We start from the raw sequence: 23,409 nt of genomic DNA, 5'->3' as shown, positions 1-23,409 counted from the left end.
ATGCGAGCGCAGCACAAAAAGAAAGGGCAGGTCAATGGACCTGCCCAACGCGATTGCACCAGATGGGAGGAACGGGTGCGTGTCGCGGTCGTCTATTACTTCGCAGCAGCGGCTTTTTTCGCAGCGGCTGTTACGTCGTTGGTTGCTTTTTTGACGGCAGCAGTTGCGTCTTCGGCAGCTTCTTTGCCAGCAGCCATCAGCAGCTCGACGGTTTCGGACTGCAGTTTTTTCGCGATTTCAGCGAAAGCAGCCATGTTTTCAGCTGCAACTTCGGCCGACGCGCTTGCAAAGTCGGTTGCAGCTTTTGCGTAGTCAGCAGGCTCTGCCTTGGCTTTCGACATCTCGGTCAGTTTGGACAGAGTGTCTTTGGTCCATTTGTTCGAGATCTCAGCCGATTTCTCAGCTGCTTCCAGAGCAACGCCCGACAGCTTTTCGTTCAGCGAAGCAGTCGATTTGAAGGCACCTTCCAGAGCGGTGGTGTCAACAGGGAACGCGCCCATCATGTCTTTCAGGGTCGCGGTAAAGTCTTGAGTCTTTGCCATTGTCCTAATCCTTTTGCCGAACCGGGCCCACCCCGGCTTTCATCAGCTTGAGGACAATATGATTGCTGCATCGCAGCATTGCAAGTTTTTTCTTGCTGCGATGCAGAATATTTTAGTTTCAAAGTGAAATCAGTCGTTTGGATTGGCCACGACATATGTACCCGGCGCCGGTGCCAGGCTGGGACGATCCGAATCGCCTGCTTCACGGGCGGGAACCTGCTTGCCCGAGCGTTTCTTCAACCACGCCTCCCACAAGGGCCACCACGACCCTTCGTGGAAATCAGCCTCTTTCAACCAAGTGTCAGCATCAGGTTTCAGATCGGGGTTGGTGTAGTGACCGTATTTCTTCTTGCTGGGCGGGTTGACGATTCCGGCGATATGGCCCGACTCCGAAACCACAAAGGTCTTGTTGCGCGAGCCCATTTTCTGCACGCCACGGTAACAGTCCTTCCAGGCCGCGATGTGGTCGGTTTCGCACGTTATGGCCATTACCGGCACGTCCACTTCGGACAGGCGCAGCTTGTGGCCCATCAACTCGAACCCACCTTCCGCGAACTCATTGCGCTGGCACAGGCCGCGCAGATACTGAATGGCCATCTTACCGGGCAGGTTCGTGCCATCCCCGTTCCAGAACAACAGATCGAACGCGGGCGGCGTCTCACCCATCATGTAGCTGCGCACCGCAGGGCCATAGACCAAGTCGCGTGAGCGCAGGAAGGACATTGTGCGCGAGATAATCCACGAGCGTAGCAGGCCCTCTTTGTTCACCTCGTCTTCGATCCCGTCGATGAAATCATTTTGCAGGAACGGCGTGAACTCACCCTGATCCGAAAAATCGGTCAGCGTCGTGAAGAACGTGGCTGACTTGATCGACTTGTCGCCGCGTTGCTTCATCAGCGACAATGTCAGGCTGAGCGTGGTGCCCGCAATACAATAGCCCACCGCGTTAACCTGCTTGACCTTGCAGATTTTCTTGACCTCTTCGACGGCAGCCAGGAAACCATCCTGAACATAGTCCTCAAGGCCGGTTTCCGCATAGGATTCGTCCGGGTTCACCCAGCTGACGACAAACAGGGAAAAGCCCTGCTCGGTCAGCCATTTGATCATGCTGTTCTGCGCCTTCAGGTCGAGGATGTAGAACTTGTTGATCCAGGGCGGGAACAGAACAATGGGCGTTTCATGGACGGTTTCGGTCGCTGCTTTGTATTGAATGATCTCGATCATCCGATTGCGATAGACCACATCGCCCGGTGAGGTTGCCAGATTGCCGCCGACCTGAAACGCGCTTTCATCGGCCAGCTTGACCACCAATTCGCCGTCGTTGGCCTCTAAGTCAGAAACGAGGTTTTCAAGCCCCCGGATCAGGGACTGCCCTTCGGTCTCAACAGCCTTTTGCAGTGCATCCGGGTTCGTCGCCAGGAAATTCGTGGGGGACATCATGTCGACGATCTGCTGCGAGAAGTACCGAAGACGTCGCTTGTCCTTGGCATCCAGATCCTCGACCGAGGCGACGGCCTGCGCAATAGCGTCCGAGTTTGTCTGGTATTGCTGGCGGATCAGGCGGAAATAGGGGTTTGTTTCCCACAGGGGATTGGAAAATCGCTTGTCACGGGGCGCGGGTTCTTCTTCGCCGACCTCGCCCGTGGTCATCGCCTGTTGCGCTTCGGCAAAGTTCAGAACCGACTTGCCCCAGTACTCCAATTGCTGCTCAAGAAGTTTAGCGGGATTTTGCCAAGCATCGGTCCAATATGCCGTTGCTGCTCGTGCGAAAAGCTCTTGATTCGGCCCGTCCAAAGCGGCGGTATGCGGTTTTTTCACCGCCATCACTTCAATCAATCGCTTCGAGAGCTGTTCGACCTTTTCCATATTTTCTTTAAGGCGTTCAATGTTTTCTTCGGTGGCTTCTGGCATCTGGTCTTCACTTGTTGTCATTTTAACAATTCCCCCGTACTCTCGCTGCTATGCAGAATAACGTCGTGGACCTCGGGGGGTCAAAGCGGCGAATGGTCCGAACTCTCAGGCTGACATTTAGGAGGCCCTTTTCCATGCGTTATATGCTGACGTACGACCTGATGGAAACGATGCGCAATACCAACCAGTGGATGGGCGCAACAGCCAGTGCGGTCGCGTCTTACCCGATATTCTCGATGATGCCGAACCCGGCCTTCAGTGCGATGGCCGCGTGGGGCGAGGTAACCGAGCGTACGTTTCAGCGAATGGTCGTCAAACCAGACTGGGGTATTCGAACATTCACCTGCGAAGATGGCAAGGATCACCTGGTCGATATCACAACCGTGTTGGAACGCCCATTTGGCGATCTGATCCATTTTCGGGTTAACGGGCGCAAGGAACAGCCCCGCAAAGTGCTGCTGGTTGCACCGATGTCGGGCCACTATGCCACGCTGCTGCGCTCGACCGTCAAAAGCCTGCTGGTCAATTGCGAAGTTTATATCACCGATTGGCATAACGCGCGCGACATTCCCGTGTCCGAAGGCAAGTTCGATGTTGAGGATTACACCCTCTACCTTGTCGATTTTATGAAAGAGCTTGGCCCCGACACCCATGTTGTCGCCGTGTGCCAGCCTGCGCCGCTGACTCTGGCCGCCACCGCCTATCTGGCCGAGGTCGAGCCCAAGGCGCAGCCCAGCACTCTGACCCTGATCGGTGGCCCCGTCGACCCCGACGCCACCCCGACCGACGTGACCGATTTCGGCCGCCGCGTGACCATGGGACAGCTTGAGGAAACCATGATCCAGCGGGTCGGTTTCAAATACAAAGGCGTGGGCCGCATGGTCTATCCGGGCCTGCTGCAACTGGCGTCCTTTATGTCAATGAACGCGGATCGCCATTCCAAGGCGTTTTCGGATCAAATTCAACGCGTTATGCGGGATGAGGCCTCGGACCACGACGCCCATAACCGCTTTTACGACGAATATCTGGCCGTCATGGATATGACTGCCGAATTCTACCTGTCCACGGTCGAGCGTGTGTTCAAAAACCGCGAGATCGCCCGGAATGAGTTCGTAGTCGCAGGCCACAAGGTCGATATCGGCAAAATCACCGACGTTGCCGTCAAAACGGTCGAAGGCGCGAATGACGATATCTCGGCCCCCGGCCAATGTATCGCGGCGCTCGATCTGTGTACCGGCCTGCCGGATGCGAAGAAAGCCAGCCATGTCGAACCCGGTGCCGGTCACTATGGCATTTTCGCCGGGCGCAGCTGGCGCGACAATATCCGGCCACTGGTGATCGACTTCATGAACGCCAATTCTCGCAAACCCAGGCGTCGGGCTGCCAACAAAAATAAGGTCGCTTGATCCTCATGGGTCGGAGGGCGGCACATAAAACGCCCTTCTCTTGCAATTGTGGCGCGCTGCACGGGCATATCACGGCCAATGGCGTGAAATCGGGCACTCATGTGAGCTGCTTCTGCCATGATTGCCGCGCGGCGCAGCTCTATTTCGGGCAACCGGACCCTGCCCCCGGCCCTGTCGACATTCTACAGATGAGCCCCGAAGAGATCCGCATCGACAGCGGGGCCGAGCATCTTGCGTTGATGCAGCTTAGCCCGAAAGGAATGTTGCGGTGGTACGCCAGTTGCTGCAACGCACCGATTGCAACAACCACGAGAACCGCGAAGTTTCCGTTTGCCGGGTTCATCGTCAAGAGGATCGCAGACCCCCAAGAATTGGGGCCTGTCACCACACGCGGGTTCGTCCCTCAGCCCGATGGCAAGCAATCGCACGAAAAGGTACGTTTTGCGGCCCTAATACTACAGTTGCGCATTGACTTGATCTCTGATTCATTACTGGTGATCTGGTAATTGGGAGGTTTTGGAGATGGCGGTTTCGGTCTGGAGGGAAACGCTTGTTGACTGGCGCAAGTCTCTGGAAGAATTGAAGTCTTTTGTTGCCCCGGCCTTCCGGCGTATTGAACAGCGCCGGACAGCGGGTGCCTTCATAGACGGCTTGCTGTCGGGGGCTGAACGCAAGACGGGCTGGATGCTTTCGGAAGAAGCCGGTTTTGACAAGCCGTATCGGATACAGTCGCTGCTGGGGCGCTCTTCCTGGTCCGCCGATGCGCTGTGTGACCTTGTTCGCAAATATGCCGTTGACATTCTTGGCGATCCTGAAGGTGTTCTTGTTGTGGACGAGACCGGTTTTTTGAAGAAGGGCGAGCATTCGGTTGGGGTTGCCCGACAGTATTCGGGTACAGCGGGGCGGGTAGAGAACTGTCAGATCGGGGTATTTGCCGCTTATGCGAGCCGCTGGGGTCATGCGCTGATCGATCGGCAACTCTATCTGCCGAAGGCGTGGGCGGAGGATCCGGATCGCCGTGCCAAAGCTCATGTCCCGCAGGAGGTGGGATTTGCCACCAAGCCGCAGATGGCTCGCGCGATGGTTTCCCGTCTCCTTGATGAAGGTGTCCCCTGCGCCTTTGTGCTGGCCGATGCTGTTTACGGGTCCGACAGCGGGTTCCGGCGCATGCTGGAGCAGCGCGGGCAGTCCTATGTATTGGCGGTGAAGTCCACGCATACACTGCGTCTTGTCGAAGACGATCACCTCATCCAGACCGATCCCGCCACCCTGACCGGAGAACTGGGCCCCGAAGCCTGGCGACCTCTTGCCGCCGGAGAGGGCGCGAAAGGACCGCGCCTTTACGAGTGGGCGCGTCTGCCCATCGGTAAACAGACCAAAGACGGGTTTATCAAATGGGTTCTGGCGCGCAGGAGCCGTCATGATCGCGCTTCCATAGCCTATTACTTCGCTTATGCGCCCGCCAATACCACCTTGGCGGAACTGGCCGCTGCGGCCGGGCTGCGCTGGACTATTGAAGAGTGTTTTCTCAGGGCAAAGGATGATCTGGGCCTGGACCATTGCGAGGCCCGGTCCTGGCATGGCTGGCACCGGCATATGAGCCTTGTGATGGCCACCGCCGCATTTCTGGCAAAGCTCAGCGCGGACCAGCGCCGCAATGCATTCGGGAAAGTGAACAAAACGAGTCCGGCAACGGGCCGCAGCGCATAGGCTTTCTGCGAACCGAGATATATACTACGCCAAGCTTTCTTTCGACCGTTGAAATCCTCAGATTGATCGCGCGCCTCATTCTCCCAACGCCCCCTTCTGACGCCTTCATTCTCGGATGGTCCCTCTGGCGAAGAACACATCAGGCCGCTGCTGCCAGAGCCCATCGAAAGTCCCGCCTCAATGCGCAACTGTAGTACTAAAGCCTTTCGAGATTAGTTTGCAACATATCCTGCGGCCTTGAAGTAGTTCCAGCACTCTGTTGGATCGTAGAGATCGCAGATTGATCCGATAGCCTCGAAGACTTCGGTGAAGGTTCTCGCCCCGATCCGTCTCAAATGGGCTTTCAGTTTTGAGAAAGCTAGTTCGATGGGGTTCAGGTCGGGCGAGTATGGTGGCAGGTAGAGAAACCAACATCCATGGTCACGCAGGGCCTGTGCTGCCTCTTTGTTCCGGTGCGTGGCTAGGTTGTCGAGGATGACGACAGTGCCGGGCGCTATTTCCTTGACGAGGACTTCTCGGATGTAGGCGGCGAATGCCGGGCCATCCATTGCGCCCTTGATGACCCACGGCGCGATCAACGCGTCCTGAGTCAGCCCCGCGATCAGCGTCTGTGTACCCCAACTGCCAAACGGCGCGTCCATGGTCAGCCGTTCTCCTTGAGGTGCCCAGCCACGGAGCCGGGTGAGGTTCGTCTTTACCGCCGTTTCGTCGATGAACACCACGCGGTCCGGCATTCGGGCGATGGCTGGCGAACGATAAGCAGACCAATCGTCGCGCTGTCGTCTTACCTTGGCGCGACGGCGTTCGGTGGCCACCAGCGACTTTTTTTGTGAGTGAAGCCAAGGCGCTTCAACAATCCGGCAATGGCCGAATGATGAACAGTGATCCCCACAGCATCGGCAAGCGCATCGCGCAACTCGAAAAGGGTAATGTCGGGGTCTTGAGCTAACAACTCGCGGAAGAACCCGACATGGGGTGCCAACTTTCCGCTGCCCGGTGGACGCCCCATCGGGGCAATTTGGGCCGCGCCAGACGCGTGTATCTGGCGTCTCCAACGCGCACCGGTCGCGGCGGACACCTGAAGACGGCGCGACGCCTCCCTCCCTGACAGCCCTTCTTCGATCAAGCGCGCAAAACGATCTCGTAGTTCCTTTGGCAACGGTGCTGGCATATTCCTGATCCTCCCAAAAAGGGTGAATCACAAATCAAACCTCAGGGGAACCCTGCCGATTCAAACTTTGCTCGAAAAGCTTTAGGTTTGCTAGGGCGGCTGGGTCGGTCATGGATTTCCGGCAGTTGGAAGAACACGCCGTTCTTTGACTCTGGGACTGGTGAACCGGTAGCGCAGCCAACAATCCTAAGCAAAGCCGAACGAGCCAAGTTTTACGCATAAGCCAACGGCACAGGAGTACTGAGCCAATCGGCGAGCGCGCCGTTCACGATCTCAGGCGTTTCAAGCGTCGGCAAATGCCCGGCATCAGCGATGACCTTCAGCTCGGCATTGGGTATCAGATCCGCCATAAAGCTGTGCCGCCGTACTGGCGTCAACGTATCATGCGCCCCACACAGAACCAGCGATTGCACCTTAATCTGCCGCAGCTCGGCCTGTTGGTCCGGGCGGCGCTGCAAGGCGCGGATCTGACGCTCGAACACTTCGGGCCCGTGATCCTGCGCCATTGAGATGACCTGATTTAAAATCGGGATGCGCTGAGGCCCGGGCGCCATTGAATCCGAACCGATTATTCGGCACATCACATCCTCAAGCCGCCCGGCTTTTGCCCCGACCAGATATTCCTCACGCATGGCCGCCAGCTGGGGTGTATCGGCCTGCGCATCCGTCGCCATCAGACACAAACGCGATATGCGGTCCGGCGCGCGTCGCACAAGCTCCAGCGCGACCACGCCTCCCATGCCCAACCCACACAGCGCAAAGCGATGCGGTAGCTGATCCAGCAGGGCCGATGCGATCTCTTCAATCCGCTCTCCTACCGAGACCGGAGCGACCATGACGGCGCGTTGCCGTGACAGGGCGCTGATCTGAGGCTCGAACAGCCGCGCGTCACACATCATTTCAGGCAGTAAAACCAGCGGCTCGATCACGCAGGGCCTCACACAACATTCACTATTAAACACTCTTCATTGGCACCAGAATGAGGCGAAATGTGATGGCGAGCAAGTCAAACCTCAGGGATAATTGATCCCTCGGAAGGCCGGGAAATCCGCATATCGACTGCGGCGCGTTTTCGAGTCTTCTTCCGGCTCGTCCCCCGGTCGCAACAAGCAGCCGCGCGGCGCGATGTAGCTGTCAATCCGACGCAGGGGTTTGGGCCGCCACACCAGATTAAACGCGCAGAGTTTGGGGAAGAACCAGATCTCGGAATACTCCAAGTAGTCGTGCATCCACCACGCCAGATCACGCCAATCCCGCCCGGCATCGTACTGATCGGCAAACCAAGGAATGACGACCGAGGCCCCGGCAATCCGCGCGTCGCCCTCGCCGCGATCCCAGATATGGCACTCTATCGGGTTGTCGTTGCGCGCGCAGTTCAGGTGGTTTTCATTGCCAAACTGATTTAGCGAAGGGGAACGATATCCAGACCGCACCGCGATGCGTCCGAATGTTTCCTCCAACGGGTCCAGCAAGGTCTGGCAAAAGGCACGTCCGGTCTCGATGGCCAGGTCGGGTTTTTCGGGAAAGTTCTGCTTTTCATGGAAATTCCCGATCTCGGAATACAGGAAATCCCGCATGAAGAAATGCCGGGACAGACGCACGCGGCCCAGCGTCTCAAGGCTCCACATGCTACCCGGCTTGCGCATCAGCCTACCTTTTGACGCACAGCCTTTAGCATTTGGCTGGCCAAGGCATCGTGAAACAGGGGCAGCAGATGATTGTCCTTCGGATACCATCCATGATCCAAGCGCCACCTTTCAAAAAACTTTTGCTCAACTTCATGGGTTTTCAAGCGCTCCCATCCGGCCACCAGTCTTGCACGCAACCTGTTTTCGTCAAGAGGCGGACGCGTGAAACCCTGGCTTTGGACGCTTTGCGCCCACTCCTCTTCTTTGAGTATGGCATCCTGCACTAACCGTTCGATCTCATCCCGGTCAGGGGGTGCACCGATCGCCTGAATTTGCCCCATCAGGTCGTGCGGTATAGTTGCGATGCAGCGATCAAGACCTTCTGAGAATTCGCTCGTGCCAGGCACATCCAATTGCCATGCTCGGGGTTGCAGACGCCACAGCGTGGCCGGTGCCGTCGCGGTCCAGTATGCGCCTTCGATTACACCCAGTTCTGAAAGCAGGCTCTGGGCCTCAGGTGAAATCCGCGCCGAACCGAGCCCATGCGCGCTTTTGACAGTTGGCGGCGCGGGTGGCCATGGACTGGTCTCGCCAATCCGCATCCAACGTGGCGCGGTCGTCACAGCTGGCGGCAGCCCGTTCATTCGCAGCCACGTGACCTCTTGGCATTGCCCGGCGAGCGTCAGAACCGCAAAGGCAAGGTCATCGCACAAAGGTCGGACGCTCGGCTCATTCGGCAGGGGTAGCGGAACTGCACCCCATGGCTCTGGCCTGGCATATCCCAATGCACACAGGGTCATGCACCCAAACTGCCAGGCAGTCATTGCTTGGTCGTTAAAGCCACGCTCGTCTTTCGGAAGTCGCGCCTGAATATACTCCGCAACCTGATGTGAAGCGTGCGTGCTTAGCATGCCAGATCATCCCGAAAGCCCCGTTGCATCACGGCAAACAACATAGCCAATCGCATCTCCCTGCCCGCTTACAGCACTCCAATCCTTTCAAGCCACGCCAGAATACCTGCCACTGTCGCGTCGGTCTGGCCCGGAGACATCAGGCGTCCTGCAATCACGTGCGACATGGGATCGTCCCCCGGCCCCATCGTCACCAGTTCAACCGTTGCAGGGCCACCCCAGGCCTCGGCCACTTTGTGCGTCAGATCGGGGCGCACCACCTGATCGTCATCCGAGAACCAAAACAGCGCCGGAACCTGCGCTCCCGAGAAATCCAGCGCATAGACCGTTTCGACCAACACAGTCATCGGCACCACAGCCTCCCACGGGTAGACCGCTGACCAGTATTTGTTCTTTTCCGGGTCCGGGCCGGACACGTCACGTTCTTGCCCCATCAGCATGGGCAGCCAGGTCCGCGCCCATGGCAGGCCGGGTATCCACGCGCCCGGCGTGTTCACTCCGAAATTGGGCGAAACGAACACCAAACCGGCCACGTCTTGCATCAGCTCTTCATCCAGCGCAGCTGCGGCTGCAAGCGTTCCGCCGGTCGAAGTCGAGATCACAACGACCCTGTCCCCAACGGCCCGTGCTGCCGCCAGCCCTTCGGCCATGTCCTGCATCCAGCCCGCAGCTGTCCCCTCGGCCATCGCGCTGCCGTCCCGGCCATGGCCCTGCAAGCGCGTGTAAACCAGATTGGCCCCTAAGGCGTCGGCCACCATATCAGGCACCGGACGGATTTCCTCGGACGAGGCTGAAAAGCCATGGACATAGAGAACTGAAATTGGCGTGCGTTGTTCTTTGAACCCGTCCTGCCAGACCACGCGCTTCTCAACACCCGGAACAATGTCGTCGTAGGCAGACTCGGTGCTTTCAAAATACACCTGAACGCCCTCGCCAAACTTGCGCGGATCAAAGCGGGGATGCAGGTCGACCTCTTCACGCGGCCCGAACCAATAGATCAGCCCACCGACAACAATCAACGCCAGCAGCAGACGCCCCAAAAACCATCCAAAGCGTCGCATCAGTTGCCTCCCATCACCTCAAGAACCGCGTTCTCGATCAGCCCCAGACATGGTCCGTCCGAGAACCGATGATCCGCATCCTTGACCAACAACAGGCGCATATCAGGACTGGTGGCATGTTCCAGCAAACGCACTGCCGTCTCAGTGGATACCGCCGTATCCGCCGTTCCCTGCAGAAACCGCACCGGAAACGGCAAGTCCAGCGGGTCCCGCAGCACCAAACGCTGCCGTCCGTCCTCAATCATCCGTTTGGTGATGATGTACGGCTCCATGTAATCCGACGGGAGTTCCACGTGACCGACACTATTCAGCGCGGCCTTCTGCTCATCGTTGAACGAGGCCCAATAACCGTCCTCGGTGAAATCCGGCGCGGCTGCGATCGTGACCATGCCTGCAATTCGCTCGGGCATCGCTTTGGCCAGCAACAGCGCCTGCCATCCGCCCATGGACGACCCCACAACGATCAAAGGCCCATCGGTCAGCGCGGTCACTGCGGCGACCGTATCCTCATGCCAATCGCCGATACATCCATCCGTGAAGGTCTCGGAGCTCTCGCCATGCCCGGAATAATCAAACCGTAGAAATGCCTGCCCGCGCGCTTGCGCCCAGGCTTCAAGATGCACCGCTTTGGTGCCTTCCATATCCGATTTCAGCCCACCCAGAAAAACGATGGTCGGTCCTGCACCCTCACTCTTGTGATAAGCCAGTCGCCGTCCCTGCGGTGTTTCCAGAAAATCCGTCGCTGCCATGAAACCCTCTTTTCGTTTGAGTGACATCATGCACGGCAGCCCCAAGGTCGCAATTCCCGATTTCTACCTTCCCGCAGCGTCAGCGCGTCGGCCTTCTGGTCTTGACAGGTCATGCTGCAACTGCCAAATCAGCCACACACCATAACCCGCAACCGGGCGTTCAGTGGGCGCCAAACCGACGAGGAGAGCCGATATGGCCCTGGATTCAAAATCCGTCTCACTCACCTTTCCCGATGGCAATGCACGTTCTTACGACGCAGGCGTAACGCCCGCGCAGGTGGCTGCCGATATCTCAACCTCGCTGGCGAAAAAGGCCATTTCGGCCACCGTGAACGGCGAGCATTGGGACCTGCAATGGCCTATTGAGTCAGACGCGCAGATCGCCATCCACACCATGAAGGATGAGGCGCAAGCAAATGAGCTGATCCGTCACGATCTGGCGCACATCATGGCCCGCGCGGTGCAGGAAATCTGGCCCGACACCAAGGTCACCATCGGCCCCGTTATCGACAATGGCTGGTATTACGACTTCGACCGGGCGGAACCGTTCACGCCCGAAGACCTCGGCCTGATCGAGAAAAAGATGAAGGAAATCATCAACAAGCGCGACCCTGTGACCACCGAGGTCTGGGACCGTCAGCGCGCGGTTGATTTCTACACCGCCAATGACGAGCCCTATAAGGTCGAGTTGATCGACGCCATTCCGGGCGACGAACCGCTGCGCATGTATTGGCACGGCGACTGGCAGGACCTGTGCCGCGGCCCGCACCTGCAGCACACCGGTCAGGTGCCTGGCGACGCGTTCAAACTGATGTCCATCGCCGGTGCCTATTGGCGCGGCGACAGCGACCGCGCCATGCTGCAACGCATCTACGGCGTGGCCTTCACCGGCAAGGAAAAGCTCAAAGCCCACCTGCACATGCTGGAAGAGGCCGCCAAGCGCGACCATCGCAAGCTGGGCCGTGAGATGAACCTTTTCCACATGCAGGAAGAGGCCCCGGGCCAGATTTTCTGGCACCCGAACGGCTGGAAAATCTACACCACCCTGCAGGACTACATGCGCCGGATGCAGGAACGCGACGGCTATGTCGAGGTGAACACCCCTCAGGTCGTCGACCGTAAGCTGTGGGAGGCCTCGGGCCACTGGGACAAGTATCAGGAAAACATGTTCATCGTCGAAGTCGACGAGGACCATGCCCGCGAAAAAGCGATCAACGCGCTGAAACCGATGAACTGCCCCTGCCACGTGCAGGTGTTCAATCAGGGCCTCAAATCCTACCGCGACCTGCCCCTGCGCATGGCCGAGTTCGGATCTTGCGCACGCTATGAACCCTCAGGTGCACTGCATGGCATCATGCGGGTTCGCGGGTTTACGCAGGATGACGGTCATATCTTCTGTGCCGAGGATCAGATCGAATCCGAGACTGCCAAGTTCATTGCCTTCCTGTCCAAGGTCTATGCCGATCTGGGCTTCCACGACTGGACGATCAAACTGTCCACTCGTCCGGAAAAACGCATCGGGTCGGATGAAAGCTGGGATTTGGTTGAGAAAGCCCTTGGCGATGCCTGCAAGGCCGCCGGGTACGAGTATGAAATCCTCGAAGGCGAAGGCGCGTTCTACGGTCCCAAACTTGAGTTCACATTGACCGACGCCATCGGTCGGACATGGCAATGCGGCACCTTGCAGGTTGACCCCAACCTGCCCGAGCGGCTGGACGCCAGCTTTATCGGGGCTGACGGTGCGAAACACCGTCCGTTCATGCTGCACCGCGCGACGCTGGGTTCGTTCGAACGCTTCATCGGTATCCTGATCGAGGAACACGCAGGCAAGCTGCCCTTCTGGCTGGCTCCGCGTCAGGTCGTAGTCGCCTCGATCACCTCCGAGGCAGACGATTACGTGAACGAAGTGGTTGAAACGCTCAAAGCTGCTGGTGTCCGGGCCGAGGCCGACATCCGCAACGAGAAGATCAACTACAAGGTGCGTGAACACTCGGTTGGCAAAGTGCCGGTCATTCTGGCCGTCGGACACCGCGAAGTCGAGGAACGCACAGTCAGTGTCCGCCGTCTGGGCGAAAAACAAACACAGGTTCAACCGCTTGACGCTGTAACAATTGAGCTTTCACAGGCGGCTACCCCACCCGACCTGCTGTAACATTCGGCAGCAATTTGCCGGAAATCCGGCCCCAAACAAGGGGCCGGATTGAAACAATTGCCATTTTTTATTTCAAAAACAACTTGTTAACCTTCAAGTGGGCATGTCATATCCTGACGGGGTTGTGAGACACGGGCTCGTGAATTTAACTGTGGCCCTGTAACTACTACCTTTGTCATTGTCACAAGCAGACATACGCAATCATCAAAAGGGATTATCGAGATGTCGAAAACCGCAAAAACACTGGTCATCGCAAGCGCTGTTGCAGCTGCCGTTTCGGGCGCAGCCACCACTGCCACCGCACAAGCCAAAGAAAAATGCTATGGCGTATCGCTGGCCGGTCAGAACGACTGTGCCGCTGGCCCCGGCACCACCTGCGCGGGCACCTCGACCGTAGACTATCAGGGCAACGCCTGGACTCTGGTCGACGCGGGCACCTGCGCCGATATCGAACTGCCGGACAACCGCAAAGGCTCGCTGGAGCCGCTGGAACGCGATCTGCCGGCATAAGCCTGAGCTTTCGAAAAACCGAAGGGGCGGGCCATATCGCCCGCCTCTTCGTCGTGACTGGGGAGCAAACATATGTTGGACAACACAACCAGACCAAACAGATTGCCTGCCGCGCCGGGCGTCGGCTACAAACCTCAGCACTTCGCGCAGATTCTGGACAATGCGCACCCGGTTTCCTGGCTTGAAATCCACGCCGAGAACTACATGGGTGACGGTGGGCGTCCTCTGGCCCAGCTGCGCCATCTCTCTGAACAATTTCCGATCTCGGTTCACGGCGTTGGCCTGTCCATTGGCGGCGAAGGCCCGCTGGACCCCGATCATCTGGCCCGTCTGAAACATCTGGTCGGCTGGCTAAACCCCGCCAGCTTTTCAGAACATCTGGCGTGGTCGACCCATGACAGTCACTTCCTGAACGACCTGCTGCCCCTGCCCTACACCGACGCCACATTGGCCCGTATCTGCGAGCATATTGATCAGGTCCAGGAAACCGTCGGGCGGAAAATGCTGCTAGAGAACCCCTCAAGCTATCTGGCTTTCGAGGAAAGCACGTGGTCCGAGCCCGATTTCCTGCGTGAGATCTCCCGCCGCACGGGCTGTGGCCTGCTTCTGGACGTGAACAACGTCTTTGTCTCGGCCACCAATCTGGATTTCTCGCCGCAAGGTTATATCGACGCCTATCCTTTGGATCAGGTCGGCGAAATCCACCTTGGCGGTCATGATGAGGATGAGGATGACCACGGCCTCCCGCTGCTGATCGACAGCCACGGGCGCGAGGTTGTCGACCCGGTCTGGGCCCTGCTGGACTATGTGCTGGACAAGTCCGGCCCGAAACCGCTGCTGGTCGAATGGGATACGGATGTACCCGACTGGCCTGTTTTAAGGGCCGAGGCAGACCGCGCACAGGCGGCCTTGGACCGCATCCCGGCATGAGCGTTTCGCAAACCACCTTTCACTCTGCGCTGCTGGACCCAACGGCAGCCATACCCGAGGGGTTGCTGGACGCTGCGGAACAACCCGCCGGACGCCGGTTCAGCGTCTATCGCAACAATGTCGCCGTGTCCCTGACCGAGGCGATGCATCAGGCCTTTCCGGTCATCACCAAATTGCTTGGCCCTCAGAACATGGATGGGCTGGCAGGGATTTTCCTGCGCAAGCATCCGCCCTCATCCCCCCTTATGATGTTCTATGGCGAAGATTTCCCCGGCTTTCTGGCTGGGATGGAACAGCTTTCGCATCTTGGCTATCTGCCAGACGTCGCGCGGCTGGAACTGGCATTGCGCCGGTCCTACCACGCCGCCGACAGTCAGGCCGCGCCGTCAGATGCCTTGGCCATCCCCCCCGAAGACATCATGCAGGCGCGGCTGGGTCTGGCCCCGTCGATGCAAGTTCTTCAATCGGACTGGCCGATCTATTCGATCTGGCGCTTCAATACCGAAGACGGCGCGCCCAAACCTGCCGCCGAAGCCGAAGACGTTCTGATCACCAGACCTGAATATGACCCGGCCCCGCACCTGCTGCCCGAAGGCGGTGCGCATTGGATCGCGGGCCTTCAGGCCGGACAAACCATTGGCAGCGCGTTTGAAAAAACCGCCGCCGCATCCCCCGAATTTGACCTTGGGGCCACTCTGGCGCTGCTCTTGCAGGGCGGCGCCATTACATCTGTGACTATCGAAAGGCTGGCAACATGACTGCCCTGATCTCATTACACAACAACACCCTGGGACGTTTGGAGGTGACCTCCGGCTGGTTGACACCGACCCTTGCCCGAGTCGTGTTCATCGCAGTCCTGCTGTTTTACTTCTGGAATTCGGCCATGACGAAAGTCGACGGCTCGATCTTTTCGCCGTCGGCGGGCGCCTTTGGTCAAATCTTTCCAAAAGCTGCCGAAGCCGTCCTGTATGACGTGACTCAGATGACGTTCTTCCAGCGCATTGTGATCTTCTTTGGCACCGTCGCTGAATTCGTCCTGCCTGCGCTGCTTTTGGTCGGGCTGTTCACCCGTCTGGCGGCCATTGGCATGATCGGCTTTATCTGGGTTCAGACCTTGACCGACGTCACCGGCCACGGCGTAAAACTGGGCGGTTTGTTCGACAACGCTATCTCGCTGATGGACCAGCGCGTGATGTGGACCTTCCTGTTCCTGGTAATCCTCATCAACGGCGCAGGCCCGATCTCACTCGATCGCATCCTGCGCCTGAAGTAACTTAAAAATGCGCCTTGGGCTCGTCCGGTTTACCCGCGGCCAGCCCAAGGAGGCCCGCCACGGCCGCAAATGCCACCGGGAACATGGTAAACACGTTGAACCCAAACGCGTAGTACATCCCGGCAGCTGAGATCAGCAGCAATGCCCCGCCGACCAAGGCCCGCGCATGGGCCATTGCGCCACCTGCAATGGCCAGAAGCGGCGCAAAGATCGAAACAGCCTGCACCAAACCCGGATTGTCAGGCTGTTGCAGGATCCCTTCGATCTCTCCGATGTGTTCGATCAGTTCGACCCGGCCATAGCCGAAGAAGCCTACGATCATCCCGATTAAACCGGCGATCACGCCCAAAATCATAGCTGCGTTGCGCATTCAGTACCCTCTAACTTGCGTCACTTCACATAGTTACCCGGTCAGGCAACGCCAAGCCCCGCCTTGGTTTCTGCCGTCCAACCCAGATACAGGGCGCCATCGTGCTCGATTAACGGGCGTTTCATCAGAGTCGGGTGATCGGCCAGCAGGTCTAGCGAAGGTCGCGCGCGCTCGGCCTCATCCAATCCACGCCAGGTTGTAGAGCGCGTGTTGAGCAAGGCCCCGCCGAAGGCGTCCAAAGCCTGCTGCATCACAGAATCCGGCACACCGTCGGCGCGGACGTCCACAAACTCAGCATTCGGAAGTGATTTCAACGCCTTGCGGCAGGTGTCGCAGTTTTTCAAGCCATAAAGGCGCATTTTCGAAGGCTCCTGTTTTTTGTTCAACTTTTCGCAAATTCGTCTGCGACTTCCGGTATTTCTTGATTTTTTACTTCACCGTGCAATGTTGAAAAAGACGAAACACGCAAATCGGGCTGTATCGTGTGGGCGGTACGGTGATGTTTTGCGGCGGCGTCAATCACTGCCCCCACTAATTTTGTGGGACAACGTGTAAGTAGAAGGAGACACGGGAAATGCCAACTGGCACCGTGAAATGGTTTAATACCACGAAAGGCTACGGGTTTATTGCCCCCGATGAAGGCGGCAAGGACGTATTTGTTCATATCTCGGCCGTTGAACGGTCCGGTCTGACCGGACTGGCTGACAATCAGAAAGTCTCATACGAGTTGCAAGACGGACGTGATGGCCGCCAAATGGCAGCTGATTTGAAGCCGTTATAAGACACTCCGCTTTCTGCGGGATACCAAAACAGGCCAACGGCCAATTTCCGGCCGTTGACCGATCTTCCAAGGTTAGAAAACCTTACCCTCGCGCCGGGTCACTCTCGGCATGAGTGTGCCAGTCTTCGCCCATCGCCACGATACAGGACGTCCCAGTGGCGTAGGTAACCACCATCGTCCAGTCGCCGGATTTGCTGGTCCAAACTTCCATCACCTGTTCCGGTCCGCGCATGCCGGTTGCGGTCCGTTCCGACCGGAACTGACGTTCAAGCTTATCGTGCATCCGGGCCGTCGGTTCGCAGATCACTTCGGCAATTGGCGATTTGGCAACCACAGGTGAAGCCAGAGCGACGCTCAGGAAAGTTACGCGGGTTATCGCAGAGAATGTCATGAGCTATATGTAACAGCTCCATGACACTCTGTATAGACAAACGATATGCGCGATCAGTCCTTGCGGATAACGGCCTCGAACTCGCGCCATTCCCGCGCGGTCATGCCTGAGTTCTCCTGCGTCACGGCCTCACCCGCCAACATGCGGCGCAGGCTGTCGACCATCTGCGCGGACAGGTTCACGGCACCCAGACGGTAATCCTCGAACGCTTTGTAGGCGAAAGGCACCCAGTCGGCGACGATCTTGCACATGGTGTCGGCGTAGACGCGGATTTCGTATTGGGCATGAGGGTCGGCCCGCAGACGCAGGAAGTGGAACAGGTTGTGCAGGTCCACCTTCCAATACCACTGCGTATAGATATTCGCAGGCAGGTTCATCCGCGCCAGTTCGCGCGCCAATCCCTGCTGACCATCCTGGCTGATCATCGCCTCATAATTGTCATAGCAACGCGCACTGTCGACCTTGAGCATCTCAAGAACACGCGCGGCCTCCTCCCCCTGAAGCGCATCGCCGCGGCCCTGATTGTTCACCTCGGACTGGGCAGCCACATGGTCGGGCGCGGGGATGTAAAACTCACGGTCCAAAATCGAATAGCGCGCCGAGTATTCGTTTACATTCGCCGTGCGGTGGCGAATCCATTGCCGGGCGACAAAGACGGGCAATTTGACGTGCAGCTTGATCTCGCACATCTCAAACGGAGTCGAATGCCAGTGGCGCATTAGATAGCGGATCAGCCCCTCGTCATTTTGAAGCGACTTGGTGCCTTTGCCGTAAGACACGCGCGCCGCCTGACAGATCGCTGCATCATCGCCCATATAGTCGATCACACGCACGAATCCGTGGTCCAGGACCTGATGCGCGGAATACAGGTGCTCTTCCATCCCCTCTGCCACAACGCGGCGAGTTGGATGCGATTGCGCCCTTTGCGCTTCGATCTCGGCCAGTTGGTCAGAGGACAGCGGCATGAAAGTTCCTTTCCAGCAATGAGTCGGCCACCACTATATCTCGGCAATACTCTGACAGGAACCGCCATATGTGCGCGTTTTCCCGGTTAACCGAAAATGTGTCCGCGTTACCCCTCGACACGGTTGGCGCGCGCACTAAGGTGCTTTGCATTACCTGAACAGAAAGGAAGCCACATATGGGGCTGAGATATCTTCACACCATGGTCCGCGTGAAGGATCTGGAGAAGTCGATGGCGTTTTACGAGCTGCTGGGCCTGAAAGAAACCCGCCGCTATGACAGCGAACAAGGGCGGTTTTCGTTGATCTTCATGGCCCCTCCGGGAGAAGAAGACCGACCGATCGAGCTGACCTACAATTGGGATGGCGATGACGCGCTGCCCAGCGACAGCCGTCATTTTGGACACCTCGCCTATGGCGTCGACAACATCTACGAGACCTGCCAGCACCTTCAGGACAATGGTATTGTGATCAACCGCCCACCCCGCGATGGGCGCATGGCGTTTGTGCGCTCACCCGATAATATCTCAGTCGAGTTGTTGCAAAACGGGGATGCACTGGAGCCTGCCGAACCCTGGGCCAGCATGGAAAGCACCGGCCACTGGTGATCCGCTGGCTGACAGCATTGGGGTTGGCCGGATTGGCCAGCCCGCTTCGGGCCGAGACCTGCCGCCTGGCCCTTGCCTTGGCTATGGACATCTCCACCTCAGTGGACGCAACCGAGGACACGTTACAGCGGCAGGGCCTGGCCGCCGCCCTGGTCGCGCCCGAAGTGACCGAGGCGTTCTTTTCCTCGCCCATGCCGGTGGCTCTGGCCGTTTATGAGTGGAGCGGTCGGACCAATCAGCGGGTTATCCTGAACTGGACCATGATCAACACGCAGGCGGACTTGCTGGCAGCCGCTTTGACTGTGCAGCAATCGGTCCGGTCGGACAGCGGCTCAGCCACGGCGATGGGTTATGCGTTGGCCTTTGGCGCTAACCTGATGCAGCAGGCACCGCCCTGCCTGTTCCAGACCATCGACCTGTCCGGGGACGGGTCCAATAACGACGGCTATGGCCCGGATTCTGCCTATCGCCACTTTCCGTTCGAGAACACGGTGGTCAACGGGTTGGTCATCAATGCCGCAGACTTTGAGGGCGAGCTGTACCTGATCCCTTTCTTTGAAAACAACGTGCTGCACGGTCCCGGTGCCTTTCTGGAAGTCGCGCAAGGTTTCGAGGACTTCGAGCGCGCCATGCGCCGCAAGTTGGAGCGAGAGCTGAAAGGGTTGCAGATTGGCGCGCTTAAAGACGAAAAGTGGAAATGATCCGGGGGATGGCCCTTCTGTTCTGCCTGTTGGCTGGGTCTGTGCAAGCAAACTGCCGACAGGCGCTGGCACTGGGGCTGGATGTGTCAGGCTCGGTCGACCGTCAGGAATACCGGCTGCAACTGGATGGGCTGGCTGCTGCATTGCAGCGCCCTGAGGTGATGCAACTGATCCTGACTGACACCGGCGCCCCCATTCGGCTGGCTATCTTTGAATGGAGCGAACCCGGTCATCACCGTCTGTTGCTGGATTGGTCTGACATACGATCCACCCGCGATCTGGATCGGGTATCAACCCTGTTGAACAACACCAAACGCAGCGCCGCCCCCCCCGGTACAGCCGTTGGTTCCGCGATGCTGTTCGGGGCCGAGTTGCTGTCTAGGCAGACAGGGTGCTGGCGGCGCACGCTGGACCTTTCCGGTGATGGCAAGAGCAATCTGGGACCGGAACCCCGAGTGGTCAAAGACCAGCTAACATCCTCGGGCATCACCATAAATGGCCTGGTGGTTGGTGCCGACGACCCCGGCTTTGACGACAAACGCTATGTCCAGATCGGAGAGCTTTCCGCCTATTACAATGCCTGGGTCATTCTGGGGCCAAACGCCTTTGTCGAGGTTGCCCTGGGTTTTGAAGCCTTTGAAGACACCATGACCCGCAAGTTGATCCGGGAACTTGACGGGCTGGTCCTGTCCGATCTTGGCCGTGGGTCAGTAGATATAGCGGATCTGATCCGTCCAATACCGCTCGACTCGGCGCAGTGATGTTGTGATATCGTCAATCCCTTCAAGGCCCAGCACACCGCGCGATTGCAACCCTTCGGCATGGCGCGCGAACAGTTTGGCCACAATATCCCTTATTTCCCGCCCACGTGGCGTCAGCCGAACCCGGACAGAGCGTCGATCGATCTCACACCGCTGGTGATGCATATAGCCCATCTCGACCAGTTTCTTGAGGTTGTAGCTGACATTGCTGCCCTGATAGTAACCACGGCTTTTTAACTCGCCCGCCGTCACCTCATGATCGCCGATATTGAACAGCAGTAGGGCCTGCACGGCGTTGATTTCCAGTACGCCCACCCGCTCGAACTCATCCTTGATGACGTCTAGCAACAAGCGGTGCAGCCGTTCGACCAAGGCAAGCGCCTCAAGATAGCTGGTCATGAAACCCCGGGTTTCCGGCGCGGAGACCTGCATTTCCATACTCATCCGACCCTCCGATTCAGTCGTGCTGTTTCAGGCAGCATGAATCGAAATCCCGAAGAATCGGTTAAGCCGGATTTTCTTTATTTTTGAAAGGTCTGCGCGATATCCGCGATCAAGGCTCCAAAGGCCGCGGGTGGCTGCACCTGCCCCGTGACCCATTGATACAGGTCCTGATCGTTTTCATGCAGCAGCGCATCAAACAGGTCCAGACCAGCGGCATCCATGCCCTCAAGATTACGCTCGGCATAGGCCGAAAGGATCAGGTCCATTTCCTTGATGCCGCGCCGCATCGACCGCATCTGCATGCGTTTGATCCTGATGTCCCGAGGTTCGCTCACTTGCCTTGCTCCAACATCAGCCGCAGTTTCTTTTCCAGCCGCGCCGCGCGTTCGGCACTGGCCCGCATTTCGCCCCGGATCGCACGTAATTCGGCTACGGCTTCCGACAGCTCGAGGCTCTCGGCATCGTCTTCGGCGGGAACCTCCATGCCTTCGCCCTCGCCTGTCAGCAGCCACTTGATCGAGACGTTGATCATCCCCGCCATCATCGACAACCGGTTGGCGCGCGGCTCGGACAAATCGTTTTCCCACGCCGCGATGGTCGCCTTTTTGACGCCCAGCCGACGGGCCAGCTGCGACTGCGTCATCCCCGCTGCCTCGCGCGCGCCTGCCAGTCGGTCACCAAAGGTCGCGGCCTCTGGTCCGAACCAGTCGAATTCGTCGCTCATCGGGGTCTCCTAATTCAGTGTTCCATACGGCTTGATCGTCATTCGGGCGCACCCTATGACAGACAGGTTGAACATACAAACCGAGGCCGACCATGAGTTTCCTGTCTGCGACACTGTCACGCGTAAAACCATCACCAACCATCGCGATGACGGCCAAAGCAGCCGAATTGAAGGCCGCCGGGCGCGACGTAATCGGCCTGAGCGCGGGCGAACCGGATTTCGACACCCCGCAGAACATCAAGGACGCCGCCGTTGCAGCCATCGCCGCGGGCAAGACCAAATACACTGCCCCCGACGGCATCCCCGAGCTGAAACAGGCCGCCTGCGCCAAGATGAAGCGCGACCACGGGCTGGACTATACGCCTGCGCAGATTTCGGTCGGAACCGGCGGCAAGCAAACTCTGTATAACGCGCTGATGGCGACGATGAACGAAGGCGACGAAGTCGTTATCCCAGCGCCCTACTGGGTCAGCTACCCGGATATGGTGCTGCTGGCCGGGGGAACGCCGATCATTGTTGAAACGACGCTGGAGAACAACTTCAAACTGACCGCCGAACAGCTTGAGGCCGCGATCACGCCGAAGACTAAGTGGTTCATTTTCAACTCGCCGTCGAACCCAACCGGTGCCGGATACAGCCGCGATGAGTTGAAGGCGCTGACCGATGTACTGATGCGCCATCCGCATGTCTGGATTATGTCCGACGATATGTACGAGCACCTCGCCTATGACGGGTTCGAATTCTGCACCCCGGCCGAGGTCCAGCCCGGCCTCTATGACCGAACGCTGACCTGCAATGGGGTCTCCAAAGCCTATGCCATGACTGGCTGGCGCATCGGCTATGCCGCCGGACCGGTCGAGATCATCGCCGCGATGCGCAAGGTGCAGTCGCAGTCGACCTCGAACCCCTGCTCGGTCAGTCAATGGGCAGCGGTTGAGGCCCTGAACGGCACGCAGTCCTTCCTGGCACCCAACGCGGAAACCTTCAAACGCCGCCGCGATCTGGTGGTTAGCATGCTGAACGAGATCGACGGCATCTCGTGCCCGACACCCGAAGGCGCGTTCTATGTCTACCCCTCGATCGCAGGGCTGATCGGTAAGACCACGCCCGCGGGCACGGTTATCGACTCGGATGAGGCCTTCGCCACCGCCCTGCTGGAAGAGGCGGACGTGGCCGTGGTCTTTGGTGCAGCCTTTGGCCTGTCGCCGAATTTCCGGGTCAGCTATGCGACCTCGGACGAAGCCCTGACCGAGGCCTGCACTCGCATCCAGCGCTTCTGCGCCGCCCTGACCTGACCGGAGAAGACGATGACCGCAGACTTGCCTGAGTACTATTTCCGCGTCCGCGAAAACGGCGCGGCGGTTTTTCGGATCGACACTGAGAACCGCCAGCGGCGGATCGAGATGGATCAGATCGCGGTCATCAACATCCGCAATGGCGAGGTCAAACCGCAGGGTCAGCGTGCCCTGACCGAGGCTGATCAAGCCGAAATCGCCTGTTGGATGGAAGAGCGCAAAGCCCTGCTGGCTCAGCGCGATATAGACGACATCCACCGGGCGGTTGACTATCTGAACCTGACCACGCAATGGGCGCAGTCCAAGGCGACGGAGGATCAGCTTGAGGATGTCACAGACCGGCTATTGCTGGCGATGCACGATCTGCGCAGCGTTCTGGTGCGCAAAAAGGCCGATCGTCTGACCAAAGACTGACCGG

At 58.3% G+C, this 23,409-nt stretch carries 29 protein-coding genes; 14 read left to right on the top strand and 15 right to left on the bottom strand.

Features of this window, described 5'->3' with window-relative positions; all coding sequences use genetic code 11:
* Positions 1–95: 95 nt before the first annotated feature.
* Together ACOQOY_RS17815 and ACOQOY_RS17810 are read right to left on the bottom strand one after the other, a co-directional pair.
* Positions 96–542, bottom strand: coding sequence for a phasin family protein (locus ACOQOY_RS17815; protein WP_420586681.1), 447 nt, complete (start codon positions 540–542; stop codon positions 96–98).
* Between the two features lie 129 nt (positions 543–671).
* Positions 672–2,474, bottom strand: a complete 1,803-nt coding sequence (locus ACOQOY_RS17810) for a PHA/PHB synthase family protein (protein ID WP_420586680.1) — start codon at positions 2,472–2,474, stop codon at positions 672–674.
* A gap of 113 nt (positions 2,475–2,587) precedes the next feature.
* Here ACOQOY_RS17810 and phaZ point away from each other — a divergent pair, with 113 nt between their 5' ends.
* The 3 genes from phaZ to ACOQOY_RS17795 are packed head-to-tail and all read left to right on the top strand — an operon-like array spanning position 2,588 to position 5,569.
* Positions 2,588–3,859 carry a polyhydroxyalkanoate depolymerase gene (phaZ, locus tag ACOQOY_RS17805; RefSeq protein WP_420586679.1) on the top strand — a complete coding sequence of 424 codons (1,272 nt, stop codon included), beginning with the start codon at positions 2,588–2,590 and terminating at the stop codon, positions 3,857–3,859.
* Between the two features lie 5 nt (positions 3,860–3,864).
* Positions 3,865–4,365, top strand: coding sequence for a DUF6151 family protein (locus ACOQOY_RS17800; RefSeq protein WP_420587270.1), 501 nt, complete (start codon positions 3,865–3,867; stop codon positions 4,363–4,365).
* Between the two features lie 16 nt (positions 4,366–4,381).
* Entirely contained in the window at positions 4,382–5,569 is a 1,188-nt protein-coding gene (locus ACOQOY_RS17795) for an IS701 family transposase (protein ID WP_420583698.1), read from the top strand.
* 212 nt (positions 5,570–5,781) lie between these two features.
* Here the strand turns inward: ACOQOY_RS17795 and ACOQOY_RS17790 are convergent.
* From ACOQOY_RS17790 to ACOQOY_RS17765, 6 genes are all read right to left on the bottom strand, one after another.
* Positions 5,782–6,740, bottom strand: a protein-coding gene (locus ACOQOY_RS17790) for an IS630 family transposase (RefSeq protein WP_420583699.1) whose coding sequence is annotated in 2 segments (ribosomal slippage) — positions 5,782–6,396 and positions 6,399–6,740 — 957 coding nt in all. Because the reading frame shifts where the segments join, the coding sequence is not laid out codon by codon here.
* A gap of 212 nt (positions 6,741–6,952) precedes the next feature.
* Positions 6,953–7,669 (bottom strand): alpha/beta fold hydrolase, encoded by a 717-nt coding sequence (locus ACOQOY_RS17785; protein ID WP_420586678.1) that lies wholly within the window; start codon positions 7,667–7,669, stop codon positions 6,953–6,955.
* An 84-nt stretch (positions 7,670–7,753) separates the two neighbouring features.
* Entirely contained in the window at positions 7,754–8,368 is a 615-nt protein-coding gene (locus ACOQOY_RS17780) for a hypothetical protein (protein WP_420587269.1), read from the bottom strand.
* A 17-nt stretch (positions 8,369–8,385) separates the two neighbouring features.
* Positions 8,386–9,192: a hypothetical protein gene (locus ACOQOY_RS17775; RefSeq protein WP_420586677.1), complete on the bottom strand. Its 807-nt coding sequence runs from the start codon at positions 9,190–9,192 to the stop codon at positions 8,386–8,388.
* 155 nt (positions 9,193–9,347) lie between these two features.
* Positions 9,348–10,340, bottom strand: coding sequence for an alpha/beta hydrolase (locus ACOQOY_RS17770; RefSeq protein WP_420586676.1), 993 nt, complete (start codon positions 10,338–10,340; stop codon positions 9,348–9,350).
* The gene (locus ACOQOY_RS17765) at positions 10,340–11,089 is read right to left on the bottom strand and encodes an alpha/beta fold hydrolase (RefSeq protein WP_420586675.1); all 750 of its coding nucleotides are present in this window, start codon (positions 11,087–11,089) and stop codon (positions 10,340–10,342) included. Before ACOQOY_RS17765 ends, ACOQOY_RS17770 begins: the two co-directional genes overlap by 1 nt.
* Positions 11,090–11,282: 193 nt before the next feature.
* On the opposite strand from ACOQOY_RS17765, the gene thrS reads away from it, so the two are divergent.
* The 5 genes from thrS (at position 11,283) to ACOQOY_RS17740 (ending at position 15,954) form a co-directional block, all read left to right on the top strand.
* Positions 11,283–13,241 (top strand): threonine--tRNA ligase, encoded by a 1,959-nt coding sequence (thrS, locus tag ACOQOY_RS17760; RefSeq protein WP_420586674.1) that lies wholly within the window; start codon positions 11,283–11,285, stop codon positions 13,239–13,241.
* A 222-nt stretch (positions 13,242–13,463) separates the two neighbouring features.
* Positions 13,464–13,751 carry a DUF2282 domain-containing protein gene (locus ACOQOY_RS17755; protein ID WP_420586673.1) on the top strand — a complete coding sequence of 96 codons (288 nt, stop codon included), beginning with the start codon at positions 13,464–13,466 and terminating at the stop codon, positions 13,749–13,751.
* 72 nt (positions 13,752–13,823) lie between these two features.
* On the top strand, positions 13,824–14,681 hold the full coding sequence (locus ACOQOY_RS17750; RefSeq protein ID WP_420586672.1) for a DUF692 domain-containing protein: 858 nt from the start codon (positions 13,824–13,826) through the stop codon (positions 14,679–14,681).
* Positions 14,678–15,439 (top strand): putative DNA-binding domain-containing protein, encoded by a 762-nt coding sequence (locus tag ACOQOY_RS17745; RefSeq protein ID WP_420586671.1) that lies wholly within the window; start codon positions 14,678–14,680, stop codon positions 15,437–15,439. Before ACOQOY_RS17750 ends, ACOQOY_RS17745 begins: the two co-directional genes overlap by 4 nt.
* Entirely contained in the window at positions 15,436–15,954 is a 519-nt protein-coding gene (locus ACOQOY_RS17740) for a DoxX family protein (protein WP_420586670.1), read from the top strand. The genes ACOQOY_RS17745 and ACOQOY_RS17740 overlap by 4 nt, the downstream gene beginning before the upstream one ends.
* Position 15,955: 1 nt before the next feature.
* Here the strand turns inward: ACOQOY_RS17740 and ACOQOY_RS17735 are convergent, their stop codons facing one another.
* Positions 15,956–16,324, bottom strand: a complete 369-nt coding sequence (locus ACOQOY_RS17735) for a hypothetical protein (RefSeq protein ID WP_420586669.1) — start codon at positions 16,322–16,324, stop codon at positions 15,956–15,958.
* A gap of 41 nt (positions 16,325–16,365) precedes the next feature.
* Positions 16,366–16,683, bottom strand: a complete 318-nt coding sequence (locus tag ACOQOY_RS17730; protein ID WP_420586668.1) for an ArsC/Spx/MgsR family protein — start codon at positions 16,681–16,683, stop codon at positions 16,366–16,368.
* Between the two features lie 215 nt (positions 16,684–16,898).
* On the opposite strand from ACOQOY_RS17730, the gene ACOQOY_RS17725 reads away from it, so the two are divergent.
* Positions 16,899–17,105, top strand: a complete 207-nt coding sequence (locus ACOQOY_RS17725) for a cold-shock protein (protein WP_008758035.1) — start codon at positions 16,899–16,901, stop codon at positions 17,103–17,105.
* Between the two features lie 82 nt (positions 17,106–17,187).
* Here ACOQOY_RS17725 and ACOQOY_RS17720 read toward each other — a convergent pair whose 3' ends face one another.
* A complete protein-coding gene (locus tag ACOQOY_RS17720; protein ID WP_420586667.1) occupies positions 17,188–17,496 on the bottom strand; it encodes a hypothetical protein in 309 nt (102 codons plus the stop codon).
* 53 nt (positions 17,497–17,549) lie between these two features.
* The gene (gene thyX / locus ACOQOY_RS17715) at positions 17,550–18,461 is read right to left on the bottom strand and encodes an FAD-dependent thymidylate synthase (RefSeq protein WP_420586666.1); all 912 of its coding nucleotides are present in this window, start codon (positions 18,459–18,461) and stop codon (positions 17,550–17,552) included.
* Positions 18,462–18,637: 176 nt separating this feature from the next.
* Between thyX and ACOQOY_RS17710 the strand changes: the two genes are divergently transcribed.
* From ACOQOY_RS17710 to ACOQOY_RS17700, 3 genes are read left to right on the top strand one after another with little or no spacing between them, the layout of a single operon-like run.
* Positions 18,638–19,066: a VOC family protein gene (locus tag ACOQOY_RS17710; RefSeq protein WP_420586665.1), complete on the top strand. Its 429-nt coding sequence runs from the start codon at positions 18,638–18,640 to the stop codon at positions 19,064–19,066.
* Positions 19,063–19,767: a DUF1194 domain-containing protein gene (locus ACOQOY_RS17705; protein WP_420586664.1), complete on the top strand. Its 705-nt coding sequence runs from the start codon at positions 19,063–19,065 to the stop codon at positions 19,765–19,767. The genes ACOQOY_RS17710 and ACOQOY_RS17705 overlap by 4 nt, the downstream gene beginning before the upstream one ends.
* Positions 19,768–19,775: 8 nt before the next feature.
* Entirely contained in the window at positions 19,776–20,528 is a 753-nt protein-coding gene (locus tag ACOQOY_RS17700) for a DUF1194 domain-containing protein (protein WP_420586663.1), read from the top strand.
* Here the strand turns inward: ACOQOY_RS17700 and ACOQOY_RS17695 are convergent.
* The 3 genes from ACOQOY_RS17695 to ACOQOY_RS17685 form a co-directional block, all read right to left on the bottom strand.
* The gene (locus tag ACOQOY_RS17695; protein ID WP_420586662.1) at positions 20,475–20,972 is read right to left on the bottom strand and encodes a MarR family winged helix-turn-helix transcriptional regulator; all 498 of its coding nucleotides are present in this window, start codon (positions 20,970–20,972) and stop codon (positions 20,475–20,477) included. The two genes, ACOQOY_RS17700 and ACOQOY_RS17695, sit on opposite strands and share 54 nt — an antisense overlap.
* Before the next feature lie 77 nt (positions 20,973–21,049).
* Positions 21,050–21,274: a succinate dehydrogenase assembly factor 2 gene (locus ACOQOY_RS17690; protein WP_420587268.1), complete on the bottom strand. Its 225-nt coding sequence runs from the start codon at positions 21,272–21,274 to the stop codon at positions 21,050–21,052.
* Between the two features lie 29 nt (positions 21,275–21,303).
* The gene (locus ACOQOY_RS17685) at positions 21,304–21,696 is read right to left on the bottom strand and encodes a helix-turn-helix domain-containing protein (RefSeq protein ID WP_420586661.1); all 393 of its coding nucleotides are present in this window, start codon (positions 21,694–21,696) and stop codon (positions 21,304–21,306) included.
* A 92-nt stretch (positions 21,697–21,788) separates the two neighbouring features.
* Here ACOQOY_RS17685 and ACOQOY_RS17680 point away from each other — a divergent pair, with 92 nt between their 5' ends.
* Both ACOQOY_RS17680 and ACOQOY_RS17675 read left to right on the top strand, forming a co-directional pair.
* The gene (locus ACOQOY_RS17680; RefSeq protein ID WP_420586660.1) at positions 21,789–22,991 is read left to right on the top strand and encodes a pyridoxal phosphate-dependent aminotransferase; all 1,203 of its coding nucleotides are present in this window, start codon (positions 21,789–21,791) and stop codon (positions 22,989–22,991) included.
* 12 nt (positions 22,992–23,003) lie between these two features.
* Positions 23,004–23,405, top strand: coding sequence for a hypothetical protein (locus ACOQOY_RS17675; RefSeq protein ID WP_420586659.1), 402 nt, complete (start codon positions 23,004–23,006; stop codon positions 23,403–23,405).
* Positions 23,406–23,409 lie beyond the last annotated feature (4 nt).

The organism is Ruegeria sp., assembly GCF_965221235.1.
Taxonomy (GTDB): Bacteria; Pseudomonadota; Alphaproteobacteria; order Rhodobacterales; family Rhodobacteraceae; genus Ruegeria.
Note: the sequence above shows the minus strand (reverse complement) of the source record. Positions and strands in the feature narration are given on the sequence as shown.